The sequence below is a fragment of the Methanoregula sp. genome, assembly GCF_023227875.1.
Taxonomy (GTDB): domain Archaea; phylum Halobacteriota; class Methanomicrobia; order Methanomicrobiales; family Methanospirillaceae; genus Methanoregula.
The window spans coordinates 22,264-46,794 of record NZ_JALOCH010000001.1; the positions used below are offsets into that span (position 1 = coordinate 22,264).

The following is a 24,531-nucleotide window of genomic DNA, read 5'->3' on the forward strand; positions in this document are numbered from 1 at the left end:
CGGTCCCTCCCGGGAGTCTCTTTTTTTCTCATCGTTCCGGCCGGTAACCTGTACGTTTTTCCGTCACGATAGTTCCCATACTCTTGGGATCCTCCGGGAGAACGCCTTTTTACCTCTCATCATCAAACGATTGTTTCCCCGTTGAGCAATATTATGCACTCCGTGGTGAATATTATCCCGTGTTTCATGAACTGAATTTATCCATGGGTGGCCGCAGAATACAGGCCAGATAAAACCCTGATGGAAGCTTACGTATGAAACAACCTGTTTTACTGGTATACCTTACCTGCCTGATCCTGCTGACCGTCATGGCCGTTCCTGTTGCAGCAGAAACATCAACAATCACCGCGATCAGCCCGCCCGTGGGCTACGCCGGCACCACCACCACCGTCACGATCACCGGGACGAACTTCAACGAGAGTTCCGTCAAAGTCAAGCTCATGATGGAAGACGAGTCGAATATCACGTCAACGATCTCCTCCTTCAGCAGCACCGAGATTGTCTGCAAGTTCACCATTTCATCCAGCAAAGAGACCGGTGAGTGGGATCTCGTTGTCATCAACGAGGACGACTCGGAAGTGGTAGAGGTCGAAGGTTTTTCCATCCGGGACGCAATATCCCTGTCCTCCATCTCTCCCGACAATGCCCGGACCAACAACGAGAGCGTTGAATTCATCCTTGAGGGCTCCGGCCTCTCGGATGTTTCCGAGCTGTACCTTTATCATAAGAGCTACGACAACCTCTCCGCGGATATCGATGACATCGACTCAGATGAGATCACCGGGACCTTCGACCTGACCGATATGGCGGAGGTGACCTACAAGGTCTGCGTCATGGATGCGTTTGGCACCCGGGAATGCGATCTGTCCTTTGAGGTCACCACCGACGAGCTCGGCAGTATTGATATCTCGTCATCCCCCACAGGGGCATCGATTTACGTGGATGGCGATTACGCGGGAGTGACCCCTGAGTCTGTCGGCGAACTTGCGACAGGGTCCCACAAGGTCCTGCTCCAGAAATCCGGGTATTCCGACTGGGCAAAACTGGTAAAGGTCACATCCGGAGATACCACAACCGTTGATGCAGATCTCACCAAGGTTGCAACAACCGCTCCGACAACGGTTCCCACGACCTCCCCGACACTCGTACCCGCAACCATAAAACCCGTCCAGGCGTCCGGCACCGAAAAGGCACTCACACCCTGGCCGACCTCGACAACGGCAACCCCGACGACACAGGCCTCCCCGCTCGAAGGTGCGGTGGTGCTCGGTGCAATCGGCCTTGGCCTGGTCGCAGTCCGGAAACCGTGAGTTCCCCTAAAAAAGTATTTTTTCAGGCCGGTTATCCCGCGTGGTAGCACGAGGACTTGAGCACTTCGACTTCGGTCGGTTTCATCAGCCCCTCGTGGAAGACTTCCTTGATGACCGAGGTGGCGCAGAACTTCACCTGCACCCGTGCGGACATCCGCTCGCGCTCCTCGTACACCATCCCCCCGTGGGAGAACTCCACGATCCGTTTCATGGAGAGGCTGGTGGCGAGGAGGAACACGCAGATCCCCGCATCGCCCGGGGAGAGGTCCTCAATATCGATCGAGGTCATGAAGATGTGGGTCTCCGGCCCCGGCTCGACTGAGGCGATGGTGATGATGTTGTTGGTGCTCTGCAGCTCGATGGTCCGTGGCCTGCCTGCCTTGAGGTCCCGGATGATTTCGGGCGAGATGCTGGTTAATGCGGCGCACTTCATCTCAGGTCACCCGTACATCGGCAGGTCTTTCTTGGGCATGGCATCTGCGGACTGCTGCACTTCCTCGGCGAGTTTTCCCATGGTCTGTTCGATCTCGACGGCCTGCTCGATCAGCGGCTGGATGTCGAGTGAAAGGTTGTACATCTTGTTGAGCACCTCGATGGTCGCAGCGGATGCCCGGGGATCGGGGGCATTGATAGTCTCCCCCAGCAGCCCGAAGGCGGGGATGTTCCTTGCCTTGCATTCCGTGAGGATGCTCGACGCGATACCCGAGATGCTCCCGATGGGGAGGACGAGCGTAACATCCTGGATCCGCTGGAGCGCGTCCGTTGTCGTGGCCACGCCAAAGACCCGTTTTTCCGGTTCGTTCGTGACAATACCGGCAATAGTGAGCACCTCCTTTGGCTTGAAGGGCTGGAGCCAGTCCATGATCGCGTTCGAGATCTCGTAGCAGATAGGGGGGGCGATCGGGATGTCGGCAACGATCGCGGCGATTGCATAGTCGCCGCTGCTCTTGGCATAAATGCGGACGGGATCGTTGATGAGCCCTTTGTTCATCATCGCAAGCGGGGGGAAGTAACGGGAGTTCATGGAGCCGATCTGCTCGAATTCGAGCTGGTCGACCATGTACTGGAGGGCGATGGTGCCGACAAGCCCGCTTCCCGGGAACCCCATGAGGATCGCCCCGTTCTCCGGAAGTGGCCGGGATATGATCGTGAGATCCTTCTTTGGGGCGATTTCCACAAGGTCCTCGTGGACCGAGTCGAGCCTGGAGATGAGCTCGGTGCAACACTCTGGAGCATCTGCCGTCATTAGGTTAACATACACCAAAGTACTAAAAAAGTATTATGCAAGAGTACCCAATCAAACGCGGGCTGACCAAGGACCTCGATACACGGGCGGCAGCGGAACTGAAGAACTGTTTTGGCGTGGAGCCGGCAAAGACGGAGAAGGGTTTCCGGATCGCGTTCGGTGCGCTGAAGCGGCTGGACGTCAACCCCGGAGCCGGCGGGAAGTCGGTTACGATTGATACCGAATCTGACATCAGCGCAGGCGATGAGGTGATCATCGACACCAACAAGCGCTTCCGGAAATTCCTCGATGCCGTGACCGGCTTCTCAACAAAGGAACGGGTCAAGCGGGCCAAGAGCGTTGCCGGGGAATAACCACAGGTCTCCCCGTCACCATCCTTTTTTGATTACCGGGCCTTTTTGTTACCGTTGAGGTCTCCTGATGAGACAGAGAGCACCGGCAACCGCCGGTATGGTGATCCACACCCCGACCGGTGACTGTTTCGTAGGGAGGGGAGTGGGAGCGGTAGTCTCCTCCACCGTCTCTTCAACAACCGGGGCCGTTGTCGCGACCGTGGTCGCAGCCGTCCTCACCGGGTTGAGCGTGGCGGCAACAAACACCGTGTCGGAAGTGGTCTCGGTCGGGCTGATCCCGGACAGGGTCAGGCCGTACAGGTAATACTGGTCTGCTGCAACCACCTTCGATCCGTCACTGCTGACGGCAATGGACCGGGGCTGGATACGGCTGTCGAATTTCCGCTGTGTCTGGAGCCTGCCCCCGTTGTTGAGGATCAAGACCGTGCCGTCGTTTGCCCCCACCGCAATCACGCTCCCGCTCCGGGAGACACTGACTGCGTTCGCCCACTGCCCGGTCTTGTACGTCCAGTGGACCTTGCCGTACCGGTCAATGGCCCGGACCGTGTTGTCCTGGCTGCCGACAACGATGATGGAGCAGTCCTGGCTGCACGCGATGTCGTTGATCGCGGCATCGGAGACGTCGAATTGCCAGTTGAACGCGCCTTTTCTCGTGTGCGATGAGACGCGGGATCCCCCCGCGGTGATGACGGTCGATCCGTCGTCCGATATGACAATATAGGTGTCCAGGCTCCCGGCGCGGCTGTCGGTCCAGACCGGTTCGAGCGAGGAGGTGAAGAACCGTATGCCCGCGTCCGTTGTGGCAACCACAAGGTCCCCGCCGGGTGCGATGGCCACCTGCTTTACCACGTCCGTCTTGTTCCTGCCAATGAATTCGCCGTTGGACGCCCACGAGTTATAGTTGCCCTTGTCATCGACAGAGATCACGAAGCTGGCATTGGGGGCAACCGCAACAGCCTTGATCGTACCTTCCATGTTCCGCGACCAGACCTGGATGCCGCTGACGTTCAGCAGGGTTACGGTGTTGCCCGAGCTCGTGACCACGTAGTTGCCGTCCGCGCTCATGTCCGCGATGAACCCGGCCTGCCCCCCCCAGTGGACGTCCCCGTCCCAGCTGCGGACCAGCAGCTGGCTGCCCCCGCTGTAGACTTTCGATGCGTCAGGGGTGATGGTTACCCCTGAGAAGACGTTGTCCGCGAGCATGGGGGCCTGTCTCCAGTCGATGCCGAGACTTGCTGCAGCCACGGTGCCGGTGAAGCATGCGGCGATGACGAAGAATATTGTAAAGGATCTGATCAAGGAGCCGGAGTACATGGACTATCCCTGAATCGTATCATGCCGCGGGATATCATATTTATGTAACCCCGCGGTTATACGAATGGACCCGATGCGAGGCAGGGGGACTCCCTGTCCCGTTCCCTGTCCATCCTTTTCCAGCCGTTCCGGCCGGGCGTGATACAGTCAATCCCGGTAATCCCGGCAGCAGCGATAACGAATATCATGCCGATCTTAAGGCTATAGGGGAAAAGTCACGGAGCGGTCTTTCGCCACAGGATTATCGCCCCCAGTCCAGAAAGGCCGGCGATCGCACCGAACCCCGGGGTGCTCTTTGTCGCGGATGTGGCAGCGGCAGTTGGAGCAGTCAGCGCTGGTGATGTCGCAGGGAAAGGTTCCGCCGGGCTGATGTCCCCGGCATATGATTCGTTCCGGGCCGGTGTGGCCGTCCCCGTTGCAGTCGTTGTCGTGTCCGGGGCAATTACATATTGGAACGATGTGGATGATCCTGACGAGCCCCCTTCCCCGTAAGCATTGGTGATCGTGATGGGGAATGACCCAAGATCTGATGCCGGGGCGATGATGGTGATCTGGCTGTCATTGATCACCTTCAGGCCCGTCCCTGGTTTCCCCCCGAACGAGACGTCTGTTGTGCCGGTAAACCCGGATCCCGTAAGAGTGACTGCCGTGCCCCCGTCCATGCAGCCGGAGGTTGGGGAGATATTCTCCAGTCGCGGGAACGGGATATCGTAGCGGAACAGGGAGCGTGACTCTGAAGAGCTGCCGGTATGGGCAGGATTAATGACGGACAGGGCAGTTGTCCCGGCAGGGCCGGGTGGCGAGATGACCGTGAGCAGGGTGTCATTGATGACCTCAAGCCCCGTCCCGTTCTTCCTCCCGAATGAGACGTTGGTTGCGCCGGAGAACCCGGACCCCCTGACCAGGACAACCGTGCCCCCGGTGGTGAAGCCCGAGGTGGGCGAGATGTTGTAAAGGTCCGGGAACGGGTATTCAACCAGGAACATGGTCGATGGCCCGGCAGAGCTGCCGGTCCCGTGGGCATTCTTAATTGAGACCGGGACCAGCCCGGGGGGAGAGTAATGGGTGATGGCCGTGAGATGGCTGTCATCGATAATTGTCGGGATTTCGCCGTATTTCCCGAAATACACATACTCTGTGCCGGTAAACCCGGACCCCGTGATGGTGACAACGGTACCCCCGTTCATGGGGCCGGAGGCGGGCGATATGCCGGACAGTTTCGGGAGCGGGAATTCTTCGTAATTGAACATCGTGGACGGGTCCGGGGATATCCCGGTCCCGGCGGGAGTGGTGATGGAGATGAAGACTGAACCCTCAGCATGTGGTGGCGTGATGATCGTGAGCTGGGTGTCATTGAATATGCTCAGACCCGTCCCGGATATCTCTCCGAACCGGACGTCCGTTGTGCCGGTAAAACCGGATCCTGTGATGATAACCGGGGTGCCCCCGGCAAGGGGACCGCCGGAAGGTGAGATACTGTATATCACCGGCACTGAGACTGCGGATACCAGCCCGACTAATGCGGAAAGGATGATGATGATCAGGATACAGGACACTTTACAGGATGGGACCGGGCGGTTTCCCGGGCCTCTTGTTCCTTCACTTACATCGGCTGCTGGCAATGAACAACTCTCCCTGAATGCAGAGTTCATTGTAATTTTTACATAAATATAATCATACCGAAAAGAAGCCGGATAATTTTTCATTCGTAAATATATCGGGATCCCACGATACCGGAAGGCTCATGCAGGGGCGGTAATTTTCCCGGATTATAGGAATAACCAATAAAAAAAGAAAAAAATTATTCAATAATGATCGCCGGCTTGAACGGCAGTGCGGTCAGCGCCTTGACCTGGCCGGCGTCTTCTGCGGGGACGATGTGGATCGCAACCCCGAACTCCTGTTCGAGGAATCCCTTTGCCGCCTCGAAGACGGCCTGCTCGTTGATGGGGTCACGCACGAGCGGCCCGACCACGTAGGGCGGGAGGCGGTGGATGAGCGTGGTAATCTGTTTTGCCGCATCGGTTGCTTCCCTGCCGCGTTTCCGCATGTTCTCGTCCTTCATGATCTCCTTGATCACGGTGTTCTTATCGCTTGCCTGTGCGATCGTGCGGAAGACCTCGTGCTTCCATTGCGGGGCAAGGGCGATGGTGATTGCCCTGGGCGTGATCTGGATCAGTTTTTTGATCGACTCAACGTCCTCGACCGTGCGGGCGAGGAGTTCCTCGGAGAGCTCGGCCTTCTCGTTGACCTGCTGTGCATCCATCTTCGGCCACGGGGCGAACGAGACGAGGCCTTCTCCCGCGAGTCCCTTCCAGAGGTGTTCTCCCGTGAACGGGATGAACGGGGCAAGGAGCCTGATCCAGACCGAGCAGAGCTCGCGGAGTTCCCTGCTGCCATCGCAGTCCTTCGGGAGACGGCGGTGGTACCACTTCAGGTCGGTCTCGATCCCGAAGTAGGCTTCCTGCAGGGCCTGCCGGGTCTGGAAGTTGTCGAGGGCCTCGGTGGTCTTGGCGATGTGGAGCTGGAGACGGCTCATGAGCCAGCGGTCGATGTCGTGCGGCTCGCCGGTCGCGTCCTTGATCTCCATCACGGTGTTGTAGAACCGCTCGATCTGCTTCTTTGTCGAGAGCACGAGCTCGTTCCTCCAGTCAAAGTCCTGCCACGGCTCGGCGCTTCCCATCAGGAACATACGGACGGTGTCGCCACCGAACTCCTTCACGGCGTCCTCTAAGAGGAAGACGTTCCCCTTGGACGAGGACATCTTCGCACCATTCAGCAGTCCCATGCCGAAGACGACCATGCCCTTTGGCATCAGGTTCTTCTGACCCTCAAAGACCGTTGCATGGTGGAAGATCTGGAAGGTGAGGTGGTTACTGATGAGGTCCTTTGCCGAGAACCGGAAGTCGTACGGGTACCAGTACAGGAACTCCTCCCGCATGGCATCAAGTTTCTTCTTCTCGGGGAGGTCGTCGGATTTCTTCCCGAGGAAGATGTAGTCGAAGACTTCGGGGGTGAGGAGCTTTGAGTCGATCTCCTTGATCCTATGGGCGATCGTGTAATACGCCATGTACACGGTCGAGTCGGAGAGCGGTTCGATCAGCTGGGTGGTGTCCCACGGGAACCGGGTACCAAGACCGACACGCCGGGTGCAGGCCCAGTCCTTGAGCCAGTCGACCGTGCGGTCGAACTCGAGCCGGACCTCGGGGGGCACGAGGGCCATGTCCTTGAGCTGGTCCTTGACCTGCTGCTTCCACGCGGGGTCGCTGTACTTCAGGAACCACTGGTCGTGGAGGATCTTCACCTTGACCTTGTTGCCGCACCGGCAGACCACGGGGCGCACATCGAACTCGTACATCACGACCGAGTCGTACTTCTCGGTCATGAGGAGGGCGACATCGTCGCGGGCAACCCGCACCGGCTTGCCGCCGTATTTCTCGAAGAGTTTGCCTTTACTGAACTCCGCGGAGTAGATTTCCTGCGTGAGGGCGTCCATCCGGCTGTCCATCTGGTTCGCGATACCGGCCTTCTCGACCGCGAACTGCGCCGGGACTTCGCCGTAGCCTTCGACCTTGATGAGCGGGATCGGCTTGATGTCTTTGTACTTGCCGGCCTGCTGGAGGTCGCGGAGTGCAATGTAGTCGAATGGGGCGTGGGCGGGGACACTCATCACCATGCCGCTTGCCATGTCGGGGTCCACGAACTCTGCGGGCAGGATCGTGATCTCGCCGCAGAGCGGGTGGCTGACCTTCTTGTCCACGAGGTCGCTGCCCTTGATCTCTCCGGTGATCTCGACCGTGTGGTCCTGGAGTGCGAGCTTCTCGGCTGCCTCCTTTGAAACGATCCAGGGCTTACCGTCAAGGAGGATCTTCACGTACGTCACGGTCGGGTTGGCCCAGAGGTTGGTGACCCCGTGGATGGTCTCGGGCCGGAGGGTGGCGCACGGGATGAAGGCGTCGCCGTACCGGAACATGACGAGCGTGAACTTGATCACTTCTGCCTTGTCGCCTTCGAGCAGGTCGTGATCGCCGACCGGGTTGTCGTCCACCGTGCAGTACCGCACCGGGTGGGCGCCCTTGATCACGTGCCCTGCTTCATAGAGGTGCTTCCACTGCCACTCAATGAACCTGCTGTAGGTCGGGTCGACGGTGATGAACCGCCGGCGCCAGTCAATGGAGAGGCCGCAGGCGGTCATGACCCGCTGGTACTCGGCCGCGAAGTGCTTGACAATGGTCAGCGGCTCGGTGAACCCTTCGAGCACGTTCCCCGGGACGCGGTAGAGGTCACGGTAGAGACGGATCGTCTTCTCGTCCCCGGCAGCGATCCGTTTGGAGATGCCGACCACGGGAGCGCCCGTGACGTGGAACGCCATCGGGAAGAGTACCTGCCTTCCCTTCATCCGCCAGAAGCGTGCGACCACGTCCGGCACGATGTAGGTCCTGCCATGCCCGACGTGCATGGCACCGCTCGGGTACGGGAACGCGACATTGATGTAGAACTTTTCCAGGCGGGACGGGTTGGACTCAAACGCGTGGGTCCATTTCTCCTGCGCCTCTTCTTCGAATGCGGATAGATCGAACTGACTCACTTGCATGCACCATCCGGAAAAAAGATTATACCGGCCTTAACTTGATGATCTCGTTGTTCGTGTGGCGCCGGATCATCTCCTGCGCAATACTGGAATTCTTGGCAAGGTTGATCTCGCCCTGATCGTTCACGGTTGCGGTGAAGAGGTATTCCTTGCCGGCAAAGACGTCGACGATCTTGCCGCTCTCGGCCGGGGCTACGATCGTGAGCTGTTTCTTGTCGGTCTGGATCTTGATCCCGCCACCGAGGTTGTACTCCTCCTCGTTCTTTGCCGGCTGGGCCTGCTGCCGGTCGAACTCGGACCGGGGCTTGATGTCGATCCCGATGCCGAGCTTGTTGACGATGGCAGAGATGTTCTTGCCGCCCTTGCCAATCGCGGCGGGGACGTCCTTGTCGTCAATGTAGACAACGGCTTTTGTGTCGGAAAGCATCTGGACGTCCACGAAACCTTCCGTGTACCGCCCGATCTCGCGCTGTATCTCCTTCTCGTTGAGCTTCCACCCGGGCCGCTCGTCGCTCTCCTTCTTTGCGGGTTCAGGGGTGGCCTGCGGGGCCCGCATGGGCTCGCGGGAATTGACCGGCTGGCCCACGTGCTGCACCTGGAGCGGTGCAGGCCGGGCTGCCGGTGCCGGGACGGTGATCCCCAGGACCGGCATCACGATGGTCTCGCCATCGTACCGGAAGATGTCGAGGACGAGCTCGCCCGTCTCGTGGTCGGTGACCGTGGTGACGGGCCGGAGGTGCACCTCGCCGCCCATGCCCTCGGGGACCTTGATGGTGAACCCGACATCGTAGACCTTCGTGATGACGCCCTGCTTTAAGAAGATGATCGTGTTGACGACCTGCGAGAGGACCGAGAAGTCCAGGCGGTCGGAAAAGCGCTGGACCGCGTCCTGCACGCCGTTTGCGTGGATGACGCCGACCATGCCGAGGCCCGCGAGGCGCATGTCGGCAAAGACGGAAAAGTCCTCGGCCTTCCGGAGTTCGTCGAAGATGACGAAGTCGGGGCGGACGAGCAGGAGGACGTCGGCGGTGTTGGCCATGCTGCCGTCAAGCATCGTGTACTGGGTGATCTGGTCGGGGACCTGGAGTTCCCGCGGGGCTTCCATGGTCTTGACCACGAAACCGCTATCGGAAAGGAACGTGGCAACGCTCTGGGCGAGCGTGGTCTTGCCGCCACCCGGGGCGCCGATAATGAGCATGCCCCGCTTGTCGCTCGTGATCCTCTTCGTGATGATGTCGGACTTGGTGTAGTCTTTCAACGTCACGTCAACGATCGGGCGGACGGCGGTGATCTCCATGCCGTCCGAGAACGGGCGTCTCGCGATTGCGATCCGCATGGAGCCGATCTGGACGATCGTGATGCCCCTTTTCTCGACTTCGATGAAGCCGTCGGGGTCACGCTTGGCCCGCTCAAGGATCTCCTGCGCCATCATCCGGAGCTCGTACTCGCTTGTGGGAGCGTCGCGGATCTTCACGAGTTTCATGTCGTTGATGGAGCCCTTCTTTGCCATCGGGCTGATCCGTTCCTTGAGGTACACGGCGATCGTGTGTTCGTCAAAGAACTGGTCGATGGCGAGCGGGACAAAATCGGCGACCTGGGGTTTTAAGTATATGACGTCAAGACCCTTGGCCCGGGCCACTTCGGACTGCACGTTGTCGCTCGTGATGAACCGTGCATTATTCTCAATCGCGATGTGCCTGATCATCGCGTCGATCTCGCCGCCGCTTGCAAGTTTTACCTGTTCAAGCGTGGGGCGGACACCGGAGAATTTCAATTCGATAATCTTCTCTTCGGCCATTTTGGACAGTTGCTGCAGTTCGTTTAAGCCCGCGAACCCGATCTCGCGACCGTTGTTTGCCTGGGCCTCGAGTTCTGCAATCACTGCTTCCGGGACGATTATTGTTGCACCCTTGTATTCACCGGCTTTTATCATCGATGTTATGCGCCCGTCGATAAGGACGCTGGTATCTGGTACTAAAATCATATGATATCCTCTTGTATGGTCTTCTATGGTATGCTATCATATTCGCTTCCGGAGATGCGCAGCACGCATCCCCATGCTGTTCTGCATCCCACGCTTATACGGCGTGGATGCACGGATATTCAACGATACGGAATCGTTGATGTTATTGATATATGACCAGCAAGTTTATAAATAGTGAGGGATGGCACGGATGTGCCGTCCCGAACTACGAGAAGAACACGAAGTGTTCTTCGAAGGGTGCGGGGTGGCAACGGATGTGGTGCACCATGAGCGGGAGAATAGTGCGAGAGTGTTCTTTGAGGAGTGAGGGGAATTATGGAAAGGTGTAGGGATACTTAATCTACCAACATATTGGTGAAATCCAAGGAATCGGAACAAAAACGCAACGATAATTATCTCTTATGTGAATATTCGGTTATTAATAAAATTTAAACGGATTTTAATTTGAATTGCCGACTTGATAAAAATGAATGAATCTCAATTTGATATAAAAAATTTGAAAATTTTCAATGATAATGCCATCGATAATGCAACATCTTTTAATTTTGATTCCTACGTTGAATCAATAAAAAAAATAATTTTACATCCAGAAAACACTACTCCATTCTCGATTTCAATTAATGGAAAATGGGGATCGGGAAAAACCTCATTAATGAAAACATTGCGCCGAGAGTTGAATTCCAATCCTCAACCGCACGAAAGAAAAGTTCGGACTGTTTGGTTTAATGCTTGGAAATATTCCAATACAGATAATCTCCTCGCTGCGTTAGCAAGTGAAATCTATCAGGAGATGGTAATTCCCCCGATTAAAGTAAAAAAAGGATTGAGGAATCGAGTTAAAGGACTATTTTTTTACTTTAGTGAAAATGTTGATATCCCACAGCAGATTACAGATTTGGCAAAAATCCTATCTTTGGGAAAATCACCAGATTTCACAAAATGGGGAAAAATACCGGAATATAAAAAATATTTACCCTATTATTCACATTTTCAGCAGTTCCTCGATAGAGCGCTATCCTATTTTGTGCTAAGTGATTTAGTGAGAGAATATGATGATAAAAAAGGGGTTTTAGTAATTTTTATTGATGATTTAGATCGTTGCCCACCAAAAGATATCACAACAATTTTAGAATCTGTAAATTTGTTTTTTGATCAAAAAGGGTGCATTTTTATTTTCGGAATGGATTTGACACTGATATCTGATGCAATAGAGAAACATTATTCTGCATACCCAGGATTTTCCGGTAAAAATTACATCGAAAAATTGATTCAATTACAATTCAACTTGCCAGAAATTCGTGATGAAAATATTAAGGCATTTTTTGAAAGTGGGATATCTGAAGATGAGCCACTTCGACAATATTTAGATTTGATAATTTCCTGTTCGGGACGAAATCCGAGAAAAATTAAACAATTTATTAATTCATTACGATTGATGATGACACTTGGTAGTGTCATAAAGGATCTTCACATTGAGGAGGAATTATTGATCAAATGGACTCTTCTCAATATTGTTTCAAGTAAATTTGTTAATGAGATTAAAAATCAAAAAGATCTCTTAGTATATGTTCAATGGAACGTGAAAATTGACCATTCAGATGAGGCTGAAAATAGTTGCTTTCGGTTCGAAGTAGAATCATATGACGAAAATTTTCAGAAATTGGTATTTGAGTTTACGAAAGATCCAATTATTAATAAGATATTGCATGACGGGTCACATGAATTTACTTCAGATAATCTCGGTAACTACCTGTTTCTCAGTAGTATATCTCCTAAAGAACCCTTAGTCACAATCGAAGCAAATAAGGATTCAATAATACTTGGAAATCCAATCTCGTTTTCAGGGAAATGTGTTGACGGGGGAAATAAAGTTCGATTGGTAATATCTGGTCCGGGGGATTACTCAAATGGATTGGATATTGCCACACTTGAATTATCAAGTCCCAATAAATGGAATTACACTTGGACACCGGGTTATTCCATCCAATCAGGTCATTATACTGCTCGCGTTTTAGACTTGGAAAAAAGAGTATTTGATGAGGTAGATTTTTCAGTTGAAAAAGGTGCCGTGACGATAGTATCTCACGGAGCACAATCATACTCCCTCGGTGAAAAAATTAAGTTCAGTGGTACTTGTACGGCAGGTCCTGCAGTGTTCTTATCAATTATTTCGCCTCCTTCCGGCACCCAAAGAAAAATTGACCAAACTTTAATTGAAACAATCAACAATGATGAGAATACCTTCCTTAAAATTGATATTAATAATGACTATACTTGGGAATACGAATGGGATACGTCAAAAATTGCACCTATGATGACAGAAGGAACGCATACAATCATCGCATGTGATAGTCCATTTTCAAAAGAGAATAGTGAAGATCATGCCTATGGAACCGTATCAATAATTTTAAAGAAACCATTCTTACGCGCTCTCATTTCTGATACGATAGACGTTTTAACACCCAAATCAGTGAGTGCAACCGGTTCACAATCAATAGTCGCACAAGGAGATCGTTTCTATATTACCGGAACCGCAAGCGGAAAACCTCAACCAGGAATACAGATTTGGATATTTGGGGATGACTCTCACTTAGAAAAAATTGTACCCGTCAATCCCGATGGGAGTTATTCTTTGAGACTTGATCGAGAGGATACAAAGAAACTTCCTCCGGGTCAATATTATGCAATTGTCCAACACCCGATGATGAATAAAGAATTTGATGTATATCCTGATGCAAATGGTGAATCCGTATTAAGTAATGATCCAAAACGTGGGATTCAATTATTCTCACTCACTGGACGTTGGAACAAACTAGGAATTGAAGCAGCAGAGGCTGTTGCTGAAGCAATCAATAATAAAAATATTGATGATATTTACACAAAACTCCAGTTCCTTATTACGAAGCCTTCTATTCATTTTGACACTATCCGTGACAAACATATTGGTGAAAAATTTACATTAACAGCAAAAACGAATTTAGCTGTTGACGATGAAATTCGTTTTGAAGTATTTCCCTCGAATCAAAATGTTGAAGCTCCCGTAGCAAGTGGCGTAGTAAAAGTGTTAAAAGGAGACTCCGGATTAAATGGTATAAAAATTGATTTAGATACTACATCGTGGATACCTGGAGAATATATTGCAAAACTGACGGGTGAGTTAGTAGAAGTTACTACAGAAATTACCTTTAATATTTTGGGAGAATAGGTGATTTTTCCCTATCTTCATTCTTACATAATCCATCCCTTGTCCGAACACATGTCCTAACTCGTGCTCTCATATCTCACCTTGGCAACCCCCCTCCCCCCACAAAAGTACTACCGACGGCTCCTCCATCCATCTCCGTTGGAGATCCCCTTATCGCAGGGGGTAGGTCATCGCCCCTTCACCCACTCTCCGACGTGAAACTGGTGATCCGGATCCAACCCGGCTCCCCTTATCCACGTCCTAATCCTTGTGGCACCCCCTTTTCGTCAAACAGAACGCGTCTATGGGCGTCTTTTTGTAGGGTGATTTTCTGCGGAAAATCAACTATCATAAAAAAGGCCGTTTCCCGGATTATCCTTCGCTGGAATGCGCCCAAATATGACCTCTGTATCTCCGACGTAAAAATGGATAAATTTCAGTGAATTATGACCTCATTTCTGAGAAATAGGGCCTCTGGGCCGGAAAAAGAGGAGTAATCCGGGGTCATTTCAGGCTTGGGTGGGCATCATCGTGTTTACGGTTTTACGTCGTCAAGTTAGTACAGTTATAATTCCCCCGTTCGCAGCCGGCAAGAGTATGCGATCCAATCCTGTCAGAAAAGATCATATAATACTGCTCATGGTATTCATACACACCAGGATTTGGATAACATTCGACACGCGTCAGGTTCTTACACACTGCTTGATGAAACCGGATATAATCGCTCTCATTGCCATCAAACCCTGATATAATCCGGTGACCATACGACCAGGTACCGGGACCATTGGTCACACCATGCACGGATCTCTCAAAATCCGGAAAATCTTTCAATTCATCATAGGTAACGTGGATGATTGTTTTGTTGTGCAGATAAATGAGGTTCCATTCCTGAACTTCAAAATGAACATCGATCACTTTCTGGTCCCGCGGCTGAAGATCATCCACAAGGAAAGAATTACCTGTTATTTTCTGTTCCGGTGTCCGCGCAGGTGTTACGGATATTGGAACGGGTGACATTTCAGAGAGGGATAAATCGTTGAGGATGATCCCGCCATCCCCGGCATCTCTTCCGGCACCATTGCTGATGGTATCATTCAGGGGAATAAAAAAAATCTTCCTGTCGCCATAACGGGGATCGGATTGTTCCGGCCAAGCGTTAATGATGTATTTCCTGTTATTCCATGAGGCCAGATTCAGATCAGCAGACCAGACTGCGGACTCTTTTGTACCGGATGTGATGGACGTGCCGGAAATTCCAACAATCTCATCGGCAGTATTCTTTCGGGTGGTGATATCCGCCGGCCAGATCTCGTACAGGATCCCTGAACCGACAGGGAGACTCGTTTTACCGGACAGGTGGATCATCCCGTCTTCTGATTGTCGGGAAACTGATACGATAGTAACTGTTTTTGTAATTCCGTTACCGGTATCTCCCGTTCCTGTCAGCAGGATGAGAACGATGGCAAGTGTGACGATTGTTACAAGTGCCCAGTGCCATTTTTTTATTGTCATGATCTTTCCTCATCGGGATGTCCTGTAATATTTGGGTATAGTGTAATATTTCTGAACGTGTTTTTTTCCGGTGATATAAGTCATCCTTTTTCAGCAGTTATGATTCTCCCGGTGGCTCGGCAATGTCAAGAACGATCACAGAGATAAAATAATACCGTCTGTTATATTCGAAGGCGGGTAAATCGGCATAACATTCAGTACGCGACTTATTCTTGCAGATAGAATTGATAAACGGGGGATAATCACTCATGTCTCCCCTTAATCGTGCAACCTCCCGCAGATTTTTGGTATCCACGGCTGCGGTAGTATTCATATCACTGTGTAACGTACTCTCAAGTTTCGGGAATTTTTTCAAATCATCATTTGTGACATGAAGGATTGTTATATTACGATCACTTCGGAGAATCTGTTGATAACCGGGGTCTCCTTCATAAATGTAGTAATCTGTAGCAATCTTTTTTTGATCCTGCGGCTGAAGATCCCCTTCAGGTGAAGCATTCCCATAAGGAACCGGGCTGAATGTCCCCGCGGGAATGAAGTACATATTCGAGACTGTTTTCTCGCCCGTTCCCGTCAGCAGGATCAGGAGGACGATGAGTATGCCGATCGTTACGAGTGCCCAGTGCCATTTTTTTATTGTCATGAACATCCGTCCTCAGGATATTCTGTTAAAGTTGGAGATTGTAATAGCATTTTTACACGTGCGATGGGTATACACCTGATCATCACAGGTACTCTCCTTGTTATTATCATTAAAAACTCACCCCATTACCTCCTGAAAATCCGTGTCCGGAATTCTCTAAATAAAAAAATGTTTTAAATCGGAAAAAAAAGGGAGATCAGGGAACATACCCGCTCACATATCCTTTTGTTTCCTTCAGCCGTAACGCATTATTATGGTTATTATCTCCATGAACTCCATCATCGGTAGAGAAAATCAATGGATCCTGTGAAACAGTAGAATACATTGTTGTTTGTTTAACAGCCCCGCTCAAGCTATAATTTATGGCACGGTTATATGGTTCTTGGTAAGGAGCGGCCGCCCCATCTTGATGATCTCCATCGAACAGGTGACCAATTTCATGAGTAAATACATAGGCGCGATCTTGTGCATTTGCAACGTATCCTGGCATAGCTTCATACGACATAACCGCATGACGATAATTGGTTCCATCATAACCTTCCGCCACACCTATTTCAGGTCCTGTAAATGGTATTCCGCTTAAATATATTGCGATATCCGCACCTTTTGTAGTCAGGTAGTCATTATTGACAATTGTGTGAAATACACTAAATGGAGCTGAAGGATTGAAATTCTGGCTCAGTTCCATCCTCTTGGAGTCATCGAAAATCGGCACCAGCCGGATTTTGATATAGTTGACACCAAATGCACTATTTGCATCATTCAGTACGGATTGTGCCCGTTTTTTCCAGTTTGAATAACCGGAATACATCGTATTATCCGTGACGATGAGAAGTTTCACATCAACCATACTATCCAGCGTAGCAGATCGTTGGCCGGATACAGTTTTGACAGAATCGGATCTTTGTTTTACGATATTTTCCCGTTCAGTTTTTAGCCAGTTGAGTTCCTCATCGGATAACAATGCAACCGGTTTTATCTCTCCGGATGGTAATTCCACGATAAGATCATTTGTTAAATCGATCTTGTGCTGGGTGACATCTTTTGAAGAATACGCAATCTGTTGTTCGGGATTCTTGGGGTAATCATTCGATATCTCGTCAAGGTAGATATATTCTGAAGAGTCAACGGAGATCCTACCGAGTACTCCGCTGTCGTCCATGGTAAGCTGGACATTACTCTCGGGAAGAGTGCGGCCACCCTTTGCTGTGACAAGCTTACCGTTGAATGTGTACACTCCCGTCTCTGCACTCGGATAAAATGTTTCCTCGTGCAGATCCATGAAATAGGGAATCCCATTCAGATGAACCGGAACTTGTTTGCCCGATAACAACTGTGTTTTCAAGGTTTTCGCATCGATATTGAGTGTTTCATATTTTGCAATCGATGAAGAAACGGCATTCATGGATCTCTTCTCATTCAGCATGTGTGACGTGGATACTGACAGACCATCAAATGTTATCAGTGCTGTTTTCGATGTCTCATTCTGTTGCGTTTGGAATTGGTCGGAAGAATTCCCTTCCGCACTCACCATCGGTACCATCGCCATCGCGGCCAGCAATAGTGCCAGCAGGACGACGCCAGGTTTCCATAATGTCATTCGTTTTCCTCCTTCTTTTCATACGCTACGCTCGGAGGCACGGGAAAATCTTCATAAGAATGGAAGATAATAATCACATGCCTACGGGCAGGACCGGGTTCAACAGAGTTTCGTCACTTGGTGAACCCGTCCTTTCTTTTCGGGACAACCTACGGCTGTCCACAATGAACGATTTATAATTCTACTATTTATGTTTTCTATCTCATTCATCTACCAATCAAGATACTGAAAAAAATGCGAAAGGTACTGAAGGACGAAACGTAAACAGGATTACCATTATTGACTGGAAGAAATAATTTTACCGGCGTTGCAGAATCCTGCGCGGGCGTTTCTTTTGCTCTTGCCTTCTCATGTTCAGTGTTCCTCTATCATGCATCCTCCCTGTCGGCCCTTGCAATGCCCTCCCGTATCACAGCTCGACAATCCCATACTCCAGAGAGAAAGTGCCGACGGCCCCCCATCATCCCTCCACCCCGGGCAAGTGGATACCCCCTCTTAAATGATGATAAGAAGAAGCGCACATGCATCATCATGAGCTCTGGTGTCATAATGGATCAGGTCTACCTGGAGATGAAAAAATCCGGCAGGACCTGGTGAAGAGAGAAGCTCTTGAAGCTCTCGTTGATACGGCAGAGATCCTGAGCAGTCCGGCAACCATACCGGCAATCAAAAAAACGACCGCGATATCCGGCAGGGTCGGACAAAGGCCCTCCGAGCCTCGACCGAACGCATCACCGTTCTTCGATGTCGACTAATCGAGTGAAACAAGATTAGGAGAAGAGAAGAAACCGAAGGTTTCTTCGAATGTTTTTGCCAGGGAACCGGTGGCGTGAAAATCGTTCAGAATGATCCCTAATTATACGCTTCATTGTGATGAAGTAATTTTAAGAAAACAATTGCGTTTTCCTTTGCATCAATCACGTAAAACAGGACAAAATGTCCGATGTGAACCCGCCACTGGCCCTTGAGCGGGGGATGGAGAGGCTTACCCGATTCCGGGTTTTCAATTAGGAACTGTATCTTTTTCTTGAGTTGCTCGTACCGTGCAGGACTCTTCGCCCGAAGCTTCCTGCAGGTCGAGGCCAGATCCGGATCAATGACGGCCCGGTAGCTCATGCTTCAATTTCCTTAAAAAAATCATCAATGGAATTATACGTTTTTCCTTTGCCTTTTTTGATGTCGGCTTGGGCTTTTTTCAGCTGTTTGATAAGTTCCGGTTTTATCGCCGATTCCGGGGGATAGACATTCTCATCGATCTTCTCTTCAATCCGGTCAAGCCGGCTGACAATATCGGTGAGTAATAATTCAATTTTTTCATTCTTTGCAAGACCTCCGGCAGACTCACGGACTCCGGCAGGTTTTTCTCCGGCTGCGGTGATCCGTTGCGGATCGTACGCAAAGCCTTTCCTGCTCCGGGACCCGGATTGCCCGGCTGCTCTGGAAGTCATAGTAATGATGATGTTTGTATTCTTCTCTTCAATAGCCTTTTGCCATAGCGTCCCGTGGATAATTCTTCGGATAACCCCGCTCACGCATATTCCCGGAGCAGCACCTTCACCACATCCGCAAGCGGTGCGAGATCGTGCCGGCTCGTCTCCCAGATGATCGTCGGGCTGATCATAAAATAAACGTGCACCATCTTGTCCCGCATTCCCGCGAACTCTTTCCAGGGAACATCCGGGTGGTGATCGATAATCTCCTGTGGGATCTTCTTGAATCTGTCGAACCCCGCTGGGGTGAGACTTAAGAAGAACAGACCATGTTCTTCGTTGCTTCCCCAATCACGACAAAATTGAGAATGATCGCCTCACGGGTTTTCCGGTCGGCGAGCAGTTGCTCGTACGTCATGTCCTTTGTATAGGACTGGATCGTAGAGACTGCGTCGTCAATATCCGTGAGGTAGAGTTTTACCTCACGCTTAGACATAGATGACCTCGGCGAGCACACCCTGGCGGATCACCGGTTTTAAGGAATCGGATGTTACCAGATCCACCTGCTTCCCGAGCCTCTCGGAAAGGAAATTTTCAAGCCGCATGAAGGTGACAAAACCCACCGGCTTTGAGAACTCCACCAGCAGATCAATATCGCTTTTGCCCGTCTGCTCATCCCGGGCAACGGAGCCAAACACCCCGATTGTCTTGACGGAATACTCTCTCGAAACTTCCCCTTTGAATTTTTTTAGTGAGGAGAGAATATCCTGCCGGGTGGATTTCATGGCTGTACCTATGTTACAGTGGGTGATGAACTATTAATAAATATTTTAAGACCGGGTATTTCATCTAGATTACCCTGCCGATTCTGTTAACTTTTTTTAACAACAATTTTATACCTTGTTTCCCAACATCTGAAAAGACATTCTTATGAAACAGCCATTTGAGGGATTATTCGGGGATACCTGCGAGACCCGGCTCCTCCAGTTCCTGCTGCCGATGTACGGCATCGAGTTCGATATGGCCGAGCTGGTCGATGAGATCGGTCTTACCCGGCAGTCGATAGCAAAAGCCATGAATAAGTTCGCGGCGCGGGGGATGGTGATGATGAGGAAAGAGGGGAGGACTCCCCTCTACTCCATTAATGAAGATTCTCCGCTCGTGAAGCGCCTTGAGGACTTCGACAACTCGCTGATTGAATCGATTATCGGAAAGGCAGAATTCAAAAAGATCCAGAACGCACACGAGAAACGCACTCATGCAATCTCTCTCAAAAATGCAGGGCACGGAAAAGAGAAGATCCTGTTCCGGCATGATCATTCAGGAGATAAGGCTCCCTGTGTTGCGAGCCGGCCCGCGACCTACCTGAAAGAAAAACGGGCGGATCAGAATTATTCTGATTGAGTCCCGGCCCCCCACCCCCCGTCGCGTACGTGAGGGGTGCCTGCTGATACCCCCCAGCCCAATTCAGATCCGCTTAACTTCCCCCAACCAGACCCTGCTTAAAAAAAATTAATCAAGGTCTGCCAAAAAAATTTCAATCAAACCCTGCCCAAAATTTTTCAACCAGACCTTGCTCAAAAAAATTTAAACAGGGTCCGACCCCCACAATGCGTCCAGTTTTCCAAAGAAAAATCCGGAAAAAATATGACGGACGTTGTACATGTGGTTGACTTTTATCAATCAAGGGCCGCTCAAAATTTTTTAATCAGACCTTGCCAGAAAAAAAATGAGCAGGGGGTGAAGGGGTGCTTAAAAAATCTCAGGCATGGTCTGCATGAAAAAATTCCGGTAGACTTCCTTAAAAAAACCGCATGACTTTCCTCCCTCCTCCGGAAAAACTTAAAACCACATCGTTTAATTCCATCGATGATTCAGTATAATTAATGTCGATTATAATTGAAGTGGCCTTTCTCTTCATCATCGCAGTGGTCCCGCTGCTCCTCTACGCGGGCCTGAAAAGAATTGTCAACCCCGTGCCTGTCGTGCTCCCGGTACTCATCGCGGGCATCATCATTATCCCGCTGGACTATATCACGCTGAAACTTTTCACGCTGGACCTGATCCGCATGGAACGGGGAGATGTGATCCTTTTATCAAACGCCTTTTTTGCACTTGTGATCCTGTTCGGTGCCGTGGCAGTTGTTACTGCGTTTGCCTACCTGAAGAGAAAGATGGCGCAAAAGTGGCACTGGATCGCAATGGCACCTGCGGCCTTTGCCGGGGCGGTCTGCACGGGCATCTCACTCATTATTGAAACGACCGCTGAAGGCCCATGGCCCCATTATTTCCACAGGCTCCCGGTCTTCATCGGCGTTTTCATGGATTACATAATCGCGGTTTTTCATCTGGGTGATGTTGTTTATGGCCACGGGTCACAGGTCTATAATCTCATACTCTATGCAGGCCTGTTCCTTGAAGTGTTCATCGTCTCGGTGCTGGTCTATGCGCTGACCTGTTTCCTCTGGTCCAGGGTAAATCCTCGCAAGGACCAGTAATCCCATCGTGGTAATCCCCCTCTCCCCTCCATCATCCCCTTATCTCCGACGTCCGACTGGTCATCAGGCCAGGAGGAGGAGAAGAAATCATCAGATTTCTTCGACGTGAAACCCCCCCATCATCTGCCTAACACCCCATCTATACTCCCACTCTCCGACGTAGAATAGGTGATCCGGATCCGATCCTGCTTCCATCAGCCACATCCCAAATCCTGTGGCACCCCCTTTTCGTCAAACAGAACGCGTCTATGGGCGTCTTTTTGCTGGGTGATTTTCGGGCAGGACACCCCATGAAAAGGATAGTCCGGATTCAGGGGAGTTTCCCGATCCAAAGAGACCTAAAGAGACATCTTTCCGAGCGTGATTTGTCCGTTTTTACAGCAATCTAAGCCCAAATCAGCGATATCCAAAAATAAGGGGCATGCTTTTTCACGAATAAGACACTTAAATTCCCCCGGACCCGGGAATCCGGGGCCATTTCAGGCTCGGATAGGAGGATGGTATATACAGAGGTCGCTCACCCCCTGCCTCTGGCAACGCCTTCGCGTATCACAGCCCGGGCAATCCCCCACTCCAGAGAGAAAGTGCTGACGGCTCCCAAGTGAATCGCACCGTCTCACAGTATACCACAACCCTTATAGACGCACACGACGATTTTCTTTTAATGACAGCGCAGGTTGCACCGCGTGCAAAAAATCCGCTTCCGAAAAAAGTTGCCGGCAAAAAAGGCAGCAGGGGCAATGCCTCTCTGAATGCAATAGCGGAGTACTCGCTGACCGGTTTTCTCGAAGATGAGCCTGACATCTCCTCGGTGTCCGACATCAAAGTGCGGTACCGATGAAAGGAAAACTTTTCCGGCATTTTTTTAATTCTGAAATTTTTCCGGGGCTTGTTGAACTCTCAGTAAAAAACAGTGAAACTATTCAGAGCCTAAAAAAAGCGACAACCTGTGTCTGTTACACCGCGACAGTCTCAACCCGCACGCGGCTGATGATAAACTCATTATCTGCCGGGATCTCTTCCCCGTCTTCCCTCAGGCACGAGATGTGGAGTTCGATTGCTTCCTTGGTGTTCGCAATCGTCTCTTCAATGGTCTCTCCCTGCGAGAAACATCCTGAAAGAGCTGGCACTTCAGCCCAGAACCCGCCTTCTTCAGCTTTGTGAATCAGTATCGTGTATTCCATATTTTTTCCCCTCATAACAATTTTTCAAATTCCTCTTCGGACAGACCCGCTTTTTTAATCGCAGCTTTCAGGAGACCGATTTTTACTTCTCCGGAAATTGGGATCGTGATCAGGTGTCCGCCAAGCATTTTGATATTGACATGATCCCCTTTTCCCGGGCGAACCATCCCTCCGGCATTGGCAAATGCCCTGACCGCATCTTTTCCTTTTATGTTGTGGAGAGAAGTCACCGGTCACAATCCTTTGGTGATTGTTAGTGCCGGTAATTCATCATCTTTTTGCTGGACAAAATTACTCAAATGTTATTTTTCATCACTATCAGATGCTCCCTTTATTTCAGATCCCCCGGCCGTTAGCAACGCCCTTACATATTGCAGCTCGGGCAATCCCCTCACAATCCAAAACCCCCGAAGGCCCCCCGCCGGTGAGCCCCCCGCCCGGGACCTGCTCCCACTCCCCCCGACCCGGACCATTTACGGGATCCGTTTGCCGATTGGGGGGATTGGGCCCGGTCATTGACGGAAGACGGTCCGGTTTCCCGGGTTGCAGGATGCAGAAATGCCCTGTGATTTTTTTAGGGAATGCATGGTAAGAATGGTGAAGAACTGGTTTCCTGTCCCGAAAGAGTCAGGCCGAAAAAAAAGCCGGGTGATGGCCGGTTATCCCTCGGCCTTCTTCGGATCGTCCGTGACTGCGATCGTGCATTCGCCGATCTTGATGAGCATGGCTGTCGTGAGAAGGGGAGTGTCTTCCTTCCCGCTGGCGATGATGAAACGTTTTGCGGCTGCCATCTCCAGTCTGTCGGACTGGGCGGGGATCTGGTAATATGACATAGTCAGGGTTGCACCGACAGGGAACTTCCCTGTCGGCGAAGTCGCTGTCAATACCAGGTCGCCCCAGAACCCGGCCGGGACACTGGTCTGGAAGCCGGCGATCTGGTTACCCTGGTCATCGGGTTCCGGGAGCGGGGTATCCACGTTGATAGGGCAGGACCGGTCGGTACACTGGGAATTGATCTTCGTGCCGGGAACAAAACCTCGTCCAACGATCCGGAAGTAGAAATAGGCGGAAGCCGGGTTGACATTCCCGAAATGGAAGACCCGGCTCATTTGGACGAGGGTGTTGGGAGAATAACTGATATTCCGCCAGCCGACAGCAGGGTTCTCCTGCACCCACAGGGAATATGCTGCATTGGAAACAAACGACGGGGGGATCGTGACGGGATGTGCCGTTGTCTGCGCGACTGCGATGAAACAGTAGTGCGGGCCGGCTGGCATCCCTGTCAGGAGGAAGGCCGGGTTTGAGAGCCCGATCTCGCCGGGAGCGATCGAAGTATTTCCCGAACTGTCAACGAACTCCGGGATCTTCCCCCCGGCAGTCGAAACTGGGGTCCATGTCTTTGGCAGGAGGAACAACGAAGCATCCGCATAATACAGATCGACCCTACCGGAACCCGCACTCGTGTTGAGATTCTTCGAACGGACATAGATGTTGTTGATCCCGCTGTTGATGATGGACCTTCCTATATCCGGACCTGCGTAGGTTTCCTTGGCATGGTTCCCGGTGAGCATCTCGTTCTGATAGGGAATGATATCCGGCGACTGCCATGGGTTGCCGCTTGACGGGATGGTCCCGGTATCGCCGAAATTATCCCTTATGTAAAGATCATTATACACTGTCAT

General features: G+C 51.4%; 27 protein-coding genes. 9 read left to right on the forward strand and 18 right to left on the reverse strand.

The window, feature by feature from the left end:
- Window positions 1-254 precede the first annotated feature (254 nt).
- Window positions 255-1,310: a PEGA domain-containing protein gene (locus tag M0R30_RS00125; RefSeq protein WP_292541997.1), complete on the forward strand. Its 1,056-nt coding sequence runs from the start codon at window positions 255-257 to the stop codon at window positions 1,308-1,310.
- A 31-nt stretch (window positions 1,311-1,341) separates the two neighbouring features.
- Here M0R30_RS00125 and M0R30_RS00130 read toward each other — a convergent pair whose 3' ends face one another.
- Both M0R30_RS00130 and M0R30_RS00135 read right to left on the reverse strand, forming a co-directional pair.
- Complete coding sequence (locus tag M0R30_RS00130) at window positions 1,342-1,743, reverse strand: DUF473 domain-containing protein (RefSeq protein ID WP_292541998.1); 402 nt, start codon at window positions 1,741-1,743, stop codon at window positions 1,342-1,344.
- 6 nt (window positions 1,744-1,749) lie between these two features.
- A complete protein-coding gene (locus M0R30_RS00135) occupies window positions 1,750-2,556 on the reverse strand; it encodes a proteasome assembly chaperone family protein (RefSeq protein ID WP_292542000.1) in 807 nt (268 codons plus the stop codon).
- A 35-nt stretch (window positions 2,557-2,591) separates the two neighbouring features.
- Here M0R30_RS00135 and M0R30_RS00140 point away from each other — a divergent pair, with 35 nt between their 5' ends.
- A complete protein-coding gene (locus M0R30_RS00140; protein WP_292542001.1) occupies window positions 2,592-2,909 on the forward strand; it encodes a DUF5611 family protein in 318 nt (105 codons plus the stop codon).
- 48 nt (window positions 2,910-2,957) lie between these two features.
- Here M0R30_RS00140 and M0R30_RS00145 read toward each other — a convergent pair whose 3' ends face one another.
- From M0R30_RS00145 to M0R30_RS00165, 5 genes are all read right to left on the reverse strand, one after another.
- Window positions 2,958-4,223, reverse strand: coding sequence for a hypothetical protein (locus M0R30_RS00145; protein ID WP_292542002.1), 1,266 nt, complete (start codon window positions 4,221-4,223; stop codon window positions 2,958-2,960).
- A 56-nt stretch (window positions 4,224-4,279) separates the two neighbouring features.
- Complete coding sequence (locus tag M0R30_RS00150; protein ID WP_292542004.1) at window positions 4,280-4,411, reverse strand: hypothetical protein; 132 nt, start codon at window positions 4,409-4,411, stop codon at window positions 4,280-4,282.
- Between the two features lie 27 nt (window positions 4,412-4,438).
- Entirely contained in the window at window positions 4,439-5,845 is a 1,407-nt protein-coding gene (locus M0R30_RS00155; RefSeq protein ID WP_292542006.1) for an IPT/TIG domain-containing protein, read from the reverse strand.
- Between the two features lie 179 nt (window positions 5,846-6,024).
- Window positions 6,025-8,817: a leucine--tRNA ligase gene (leuS, locus tag M0R30_RS00160; RefSeq protein WP_292542007.1), complete on the reverse strand. Its 2,793-nt coding sequence runs from the start codon at window positions 8,815-8,817 to the stop codon at window positions 6,025-6,027.
- A 19-nt stretch (window positions 8,818-8,836) separates the two neighbouring features.
- On the reverse strand, window positions 8,837-10,798 hold the full coding sequence (locus M0R30_RS00165) for a PINc/VapC family ATPase (RefSeq protein WP_292542008.1): 1,962 nt from the start codon (window positions 10,796-10,798) through the stop codon (window positions 8,837-8,839).
- A gap of 181 nt (window positions 10,799-10,979) precedes the next feature.
- Between M0R30_RS00165 and M0R30_RS00170 the strand changes: the two genes are divergently transcribed.
- Together M0R30_RS00170 and M0R30_RS00175 are read left to right on the forward strand one after the other, a co-directional pair.
- Window positions 10,980-11,105, forward strand: a complete 126-nt coding sequence (locus tag M0R30_RS00170; protein WP_292542011.1) for a hypothetical protein — start codon at window positions 10,980-10,982, stop codon at window positions 11,103-11,105.
- A 159-nt stretch (window positions 11,106-11,264) separates the two neighbouring features.
- On the forward strand, window positions 11,265-14,003 hold the full coding sequence (locus M0R30_RS00175) for a P-loop NTPase fold protein (protein ID WP_292542012.1): 2,739 nt from the start codon (window positions 11,265-11,267) through the stop codon (window positions 14,001-14,003).
- Window positions 14,004-14,525: 522 nt separating this feature from the next.
- Here M0R30_RS00175 and M0R30_RS00180 read toward each other — a convergent pair.
- The 3 genes from M0R30_RS00180 to M0R30_RS00190 form a co-directional block, all read right to left on the reverse strand.
- Complete coding sequence (locus M0R30_RS00180) at window positions 14,526-15,494, reverse strand: hypothetical protein (protein WP_292542014.1); 969 nt, start codon at window positions 15,492-15,494, stop codon at window positions 14,526-14,528.
- 97 nt (window positions 15,495-15,591) lie between these two features.
- On the reverse strand, window positions 15,592-16,137 hold the full coding sequence (locus M0R30_RS00185) for a hypothetical protein (protein ID WP_292542016.1): 546 nt from the start codon (window positions 16,135-16,137) through the stop codon (window positions 15,592-15,594).
- 196 nt (window positions 16,138-16,333) lie between these two features.
- On the reverse strand, window positions 16,334-17,737 hold the full coding sequence (locus M0R30_RS00190; RefSeq protein WP_292542017.1) for a M12 family metallo-peptidase: 1,404 nt from the start codon (window positions 17,735-17,737) through the stop codon (window positions 16,334-16,336).
- 593 nt (window positions 17,738-18,330) lie between these two features.
- On the opposite strand from M0R30_RS00190, the gene M0R30_RS00195 reads away from it, so the two are divergent.
- Window positions 18,331-18,492 carry a hypothetical protein gene (locus M0R30_RS00195; RefSeq protein WP_292542019.1) on the forward strand — a complete coding sequence of 54 codons (162 nt, stop codon included), beginning with the start codon at window positions 18,331-18,333 and terminating at the stop codon, window positions 18,490-18,492.
- 97 nt (window positions 18,493-18,589) lie between these two features.
- Here the strand turns inward: M0R30_RS00195 and M0R30_RS00200 are convergent, their stop codons facing one another.
- From M0R30_RS00200 to M0R30_RS00220, 5 genes are all read right to left on the reverse strand, one after another.
- Complete coding sequence (locus M0R30_RS00200) at window positions 18,590-18,853, reverse strand: type II toxin-antitoxin system RelE/ParE family toxin (protein WP_292542020.1); 264 nt, start codon at window positions 18,851-18,853, stop codon at window positions 18,590-18,592.
- Window positions 18,850-19,269 carry a hypothetical protein gene (locus tag M0R30_RS00205; protein WP_292542022.1) on the reverse strand — a complete coding sequence of 140 codons (420 nt, stop codon included), beginning with the start codon at window positions 19,267-19,269 and terminating at the stop codon, window positions 18,850-18,852. Before M0R30_RS00205 ends, M0R30_RS00200 begins: the two co-directional genes overlap by 4 nt.
- Entirely contained in the window at window positions 19,266-19,388 is a 123-nt protein-coding gene (locus tag M0R30_RS00210) for a HepT-like ribonuclease domain-containing protein (RefSeq protein ID WP_292542023.1), read from the reverse strand. Before M0R30_RS00210 ends, M0R30_RS00205 begins: the two co-directional genes overlap by 4 nt.
- Window positions 19,389-19,480: 92 nt before the next feature.
- Window positions 19,481-19,663 carry a HepT-like ribonuclease domain-containing protein gene (locus M0R30_RS00215; RefSeq protein WP_292542025.1) on the reverse strand — a complete coding sequence of 61 codons (183 nt, stop codon included), beginning with the start codon at window positions 19,661-19,663 and terminating at the stop codon, window positions 19,481-19,483.
- Window positions 19,656-19,952, reverse strand: coding sequence for a nucleotidyltransferase family protein (locus M0R30_RS00220; RefSeq protein ID WP_292542027.1), 297 nt, complete (start codon window positions 19,950-19,952; stop codon window positions 19,656-19,658). Before M0R30_RS00220 ends, M0R30_RS00215 begins: the two co-directional genes overlap by 8 nt.
- A gap of 145 nt (window positions 19,953-20,097) precedes the next feature.
- Here M0R30_RS00220 and M0R30_RS00225 point away from each other — a divergent pair, with 145 nt between their 5' ends.
- From M0R30_RS00225 to M0R30_RS00240, 4 genes are all read left to right on the forward strand, one after another.
- The gene (locus M0R30_RS00225) at window positions 20,098-20,571 is read left to right on the forward strand and encodes a hypothetical protein (RefSeq protein WP_292542028.1); all 474 of its coding nucleotides are present in this window, start codon (window positions 20,098-20,100) and stop codon (window positions 20,569-20,571) included.
- A gap of 243 nt (window positions 20,572-20,814) precedes the next feature.
- Window positions 20,815-20,985: a hypothetical protein gene (locus M0R30_RS00230; RefSeq protein WP_292542030.1), complete on the forward strand. Its 171-nt coding sequence runs from the start codon at window positions 20,815-20,817 to the stop codon at window positions 20,983-20,985.
- 68 nt (window positions 20,986-21,053) lie between these two features.
- Window positions 21,054-21,665: a hypothetical protein gene (locus M0R30_RS00235; protein ID WP_292542032.1), complete on the forward strand. Its 612-nt coding sequence runs from the start codon at window positions 21,054-21,056 to the stop codon at window positions 21,663-21,665.
- Between the two features lie 664 nt (window positions 21,666-22,329).
- Window positions 22,330-22,506, forward strand: a complete 177-nt coding sequence (locus M0R30_RS00240) for a hypothetical protein (protein WP_292542033.1) — start codon at window positions 22,330-22,332, stop codon at window positions 22,504-22,506.
- Window positions 22,507-22,621: 115 nt separating this feature from the next.
- On the opposite strand, the gene M0R30_RS00245 is transcribed toward M0R30_RS00240, so the two are convergent.
- The 3 genes from M0R30_RS00245 to M0R30_RS00255 form a co-directional block, all read right to left on the reverse strand.
- Entirely contained in the window at window positions 22,622-22,849 is a 228-nt protein-coding gene (locus tag M0R30_RS00245; protein ID WP_292542034.1) for a type II toxin-antitoxin system HicB family antitoxin, read from the reverse strand.
- A gap of 11 nt (window positions 22,850-22,860) precedes the next feature.
- Window positions 22,861-23,079: a type II toxin-antitoxin system HicA family toxin gene (locus tag M0R30_RS00250; RefSeq protein WP_292542035.1), complete on the reverse strand. Its 219-nt coding sequence runs from the start codon at window positions 23,077-23,079 to the stop codon at window positions 22,861-22,863.
- A 429-nt stretch (window positions 23,080-23,508) separates the two neighbouring features.
- The gene (locus M0R30_RS00255) at window positions 23,509-24,531 is read right to left on the reverse strand and encodes a hypothetical protein (protein ID WP_292542036.1); all 1,023 of its coding nucleotides are present in this window, start codon (window positions 24,529-24,531) and stop codon (window positions 23,509-23,511) included.

What these genes read in the sequence shown, in the direction of transcription:
- M0R30_RS00200 (WP_292542020.1), bottom strand. Translation starts at nt 18,853, where the DNA reads ATGAGCTACCGGGCCGTCATTGATCCGGATCTGGCCTCGACCTGCAGG.
- M0R30_RS00215 (WP_292542025.1), bottom strand. Translation starts at nt 19,663, where the DNA reads ATGTCTAAGCGTGAGGTAAAACTCTACCTCACGGATATTGACGACGCA.
- M0R30_RS00150 (WP_292542004.1), bottom strand. Translation starts at nt 4,411, where the DNA reads ATGATATTCGTTATCGCTGCTGCCGGGATTACCGGGATTGACTGTATC.
- M0R30_RS00190 (WP_292542017.1), bottom strand. Translation starts at nt 17,737, where the DNA reads ATGACATTATGGAAACCTGGCGTCGTCCTGCTGGCACTATTGCTGGCC.
- M0R30_RS00255 (WP_292542036.1), bottom strand. Translation starts at nt 24,531, where the DNA reads ATGACAGTGTATAATGATCTTTACATAAGGGATAATTTCGGCGATACC.
- M0R30_RS00230 (WP_292542030.1), top strand. Translation starts at nt 20,815, where the DNA reads ATGACGGACGTTGTACATGTGGTTGACTTTTATCAATCAAGGGCCGCT.
- M0R30_RS00135 (WP_292542000.1), bottom strand. Translation starts at nt 2,556, where the DNA reads ATGACGGCAGATGCTCCAGAGTGTTGCACCGAGCTCATCTCCAGGCTC.
- M0R30_RS00180 (WP_292542014.1), bottom strand. Translation starts at nt 15,494, where the DNA reads ATGACAATAAAAAAATGGCACTGGGCACTTGTAACAATCGTCACACTT.
- M0R30_RS00225 (WP_292542028.1), top strand. Translation starts at nt 20,098, where the DNA reads ATGAAACAGCCATTTGAGGGATTATTCGGGGATACCTGCGAGACCCGG.
- M0R30_RS00170 (WP_292542011.1), top strand. Translation starts at nt 10,980, where the DNA reads ATGGCACGGATGTGCCGTCCCGAACTACGAGAAGAACACGAAGTGTTC.
- M0R30_RS00245 (WP_292542034.1), bottom strand. Translation starts at nt 22,849, where the DNA reads ATGGAATACACGATACTGATTCACAAAGCTGAAGAAGGCGGGTTCTGG.
- M0R30_RS00185 (WP_292542016.1), bottom strand. Translation starts at nt 16,137, where the DNA reads ATGACAATAAAAAAATGGCACTGGGCACTCGTAACGATCGGCATACTC.
- leuS (WP_292542007.1), bottom strand. Translation starts at nt 8,817, where the DNA reads ATGCAAGTGAGTCAGTTCGATCTATCCGCATTCGAAGAAGAGGCGCAG.
- M0R30_RS00165 (WP_292542008.1), bottom strand. Translation starts at nt 10,798, where the DNA reads ATGATTTTAGTACCAGATACCAGCGTCCTTATCGACGGGCGCATAACA.
- M0R30_RS00125 (WP_292541997.1), top strand. Translation starts at nt 255, where the DNA reads ATGAAACAACCTGTTTTACTGGTATACCTTACCTGCCTGATCCTGCTG.
- M0R30_RS00145 (WP_292542002.1), bottom strand. Translation starts at nt 4,223, where the DNA reads ATGTACTCCGGCTCCTTGATCAGATCCTTTACAATATTCTTCGTCATC.
- M0R30_RS00130 (WP_292541998.1), bottom strand. Translation starts at nt 1,743, where the DNA reads ATGAAGTGCGCCGCATTAACCAGCATCTCGCCCGAAATCATCCGGGAC.
- M0R30_RS00240 (WP_292542033.1), top strand. Translation starts at nt 22,330, where the DNA reads ATGACAGCGCAGGTTGCACCGCGTGCAAAAAATCCGCTTCCGAAAAAA.
- M0R30_RS00235 (WP_292542032.1), top strand. Translation starts at nt 21,054, where the DNA reads ATGTCGATTATAATTGAAGTGGCCTTTCTCTTCATCATCGCAGTGGTC.
- M0R30_RS00220 (WP_292542027.1), bottom strand. Translation starts at nt 19,952, where the DNA reads ATGAAATCCACCCGGCAGGATATTCTCTCCTCACTAAAAAAATTCAAA.
- M0R30_RS00140 (WP_292542001.1), top strand. Translation starts at nt 2,592, where the DNA reads ATGCAAGAGTACCCAATCAAACGCGGGCTGACCAAGGACCTCGATACA.
- M0R30_RS00210 (WP_292542023.1), bottom strand. Translation starts at nt 19,388, where the DNA reads ATGCGGGACAAGATGGTGCACGTTTATTTTATGATCAGCCCGACGATC.
- M0R30_RS00175 (WP_292542012.1), top strand. Translation starts at nt 11,265, where the DNA reads ATGAATGAATCTCAATTTGATATAAAAAATTTGAAAATTTTCAATGAT.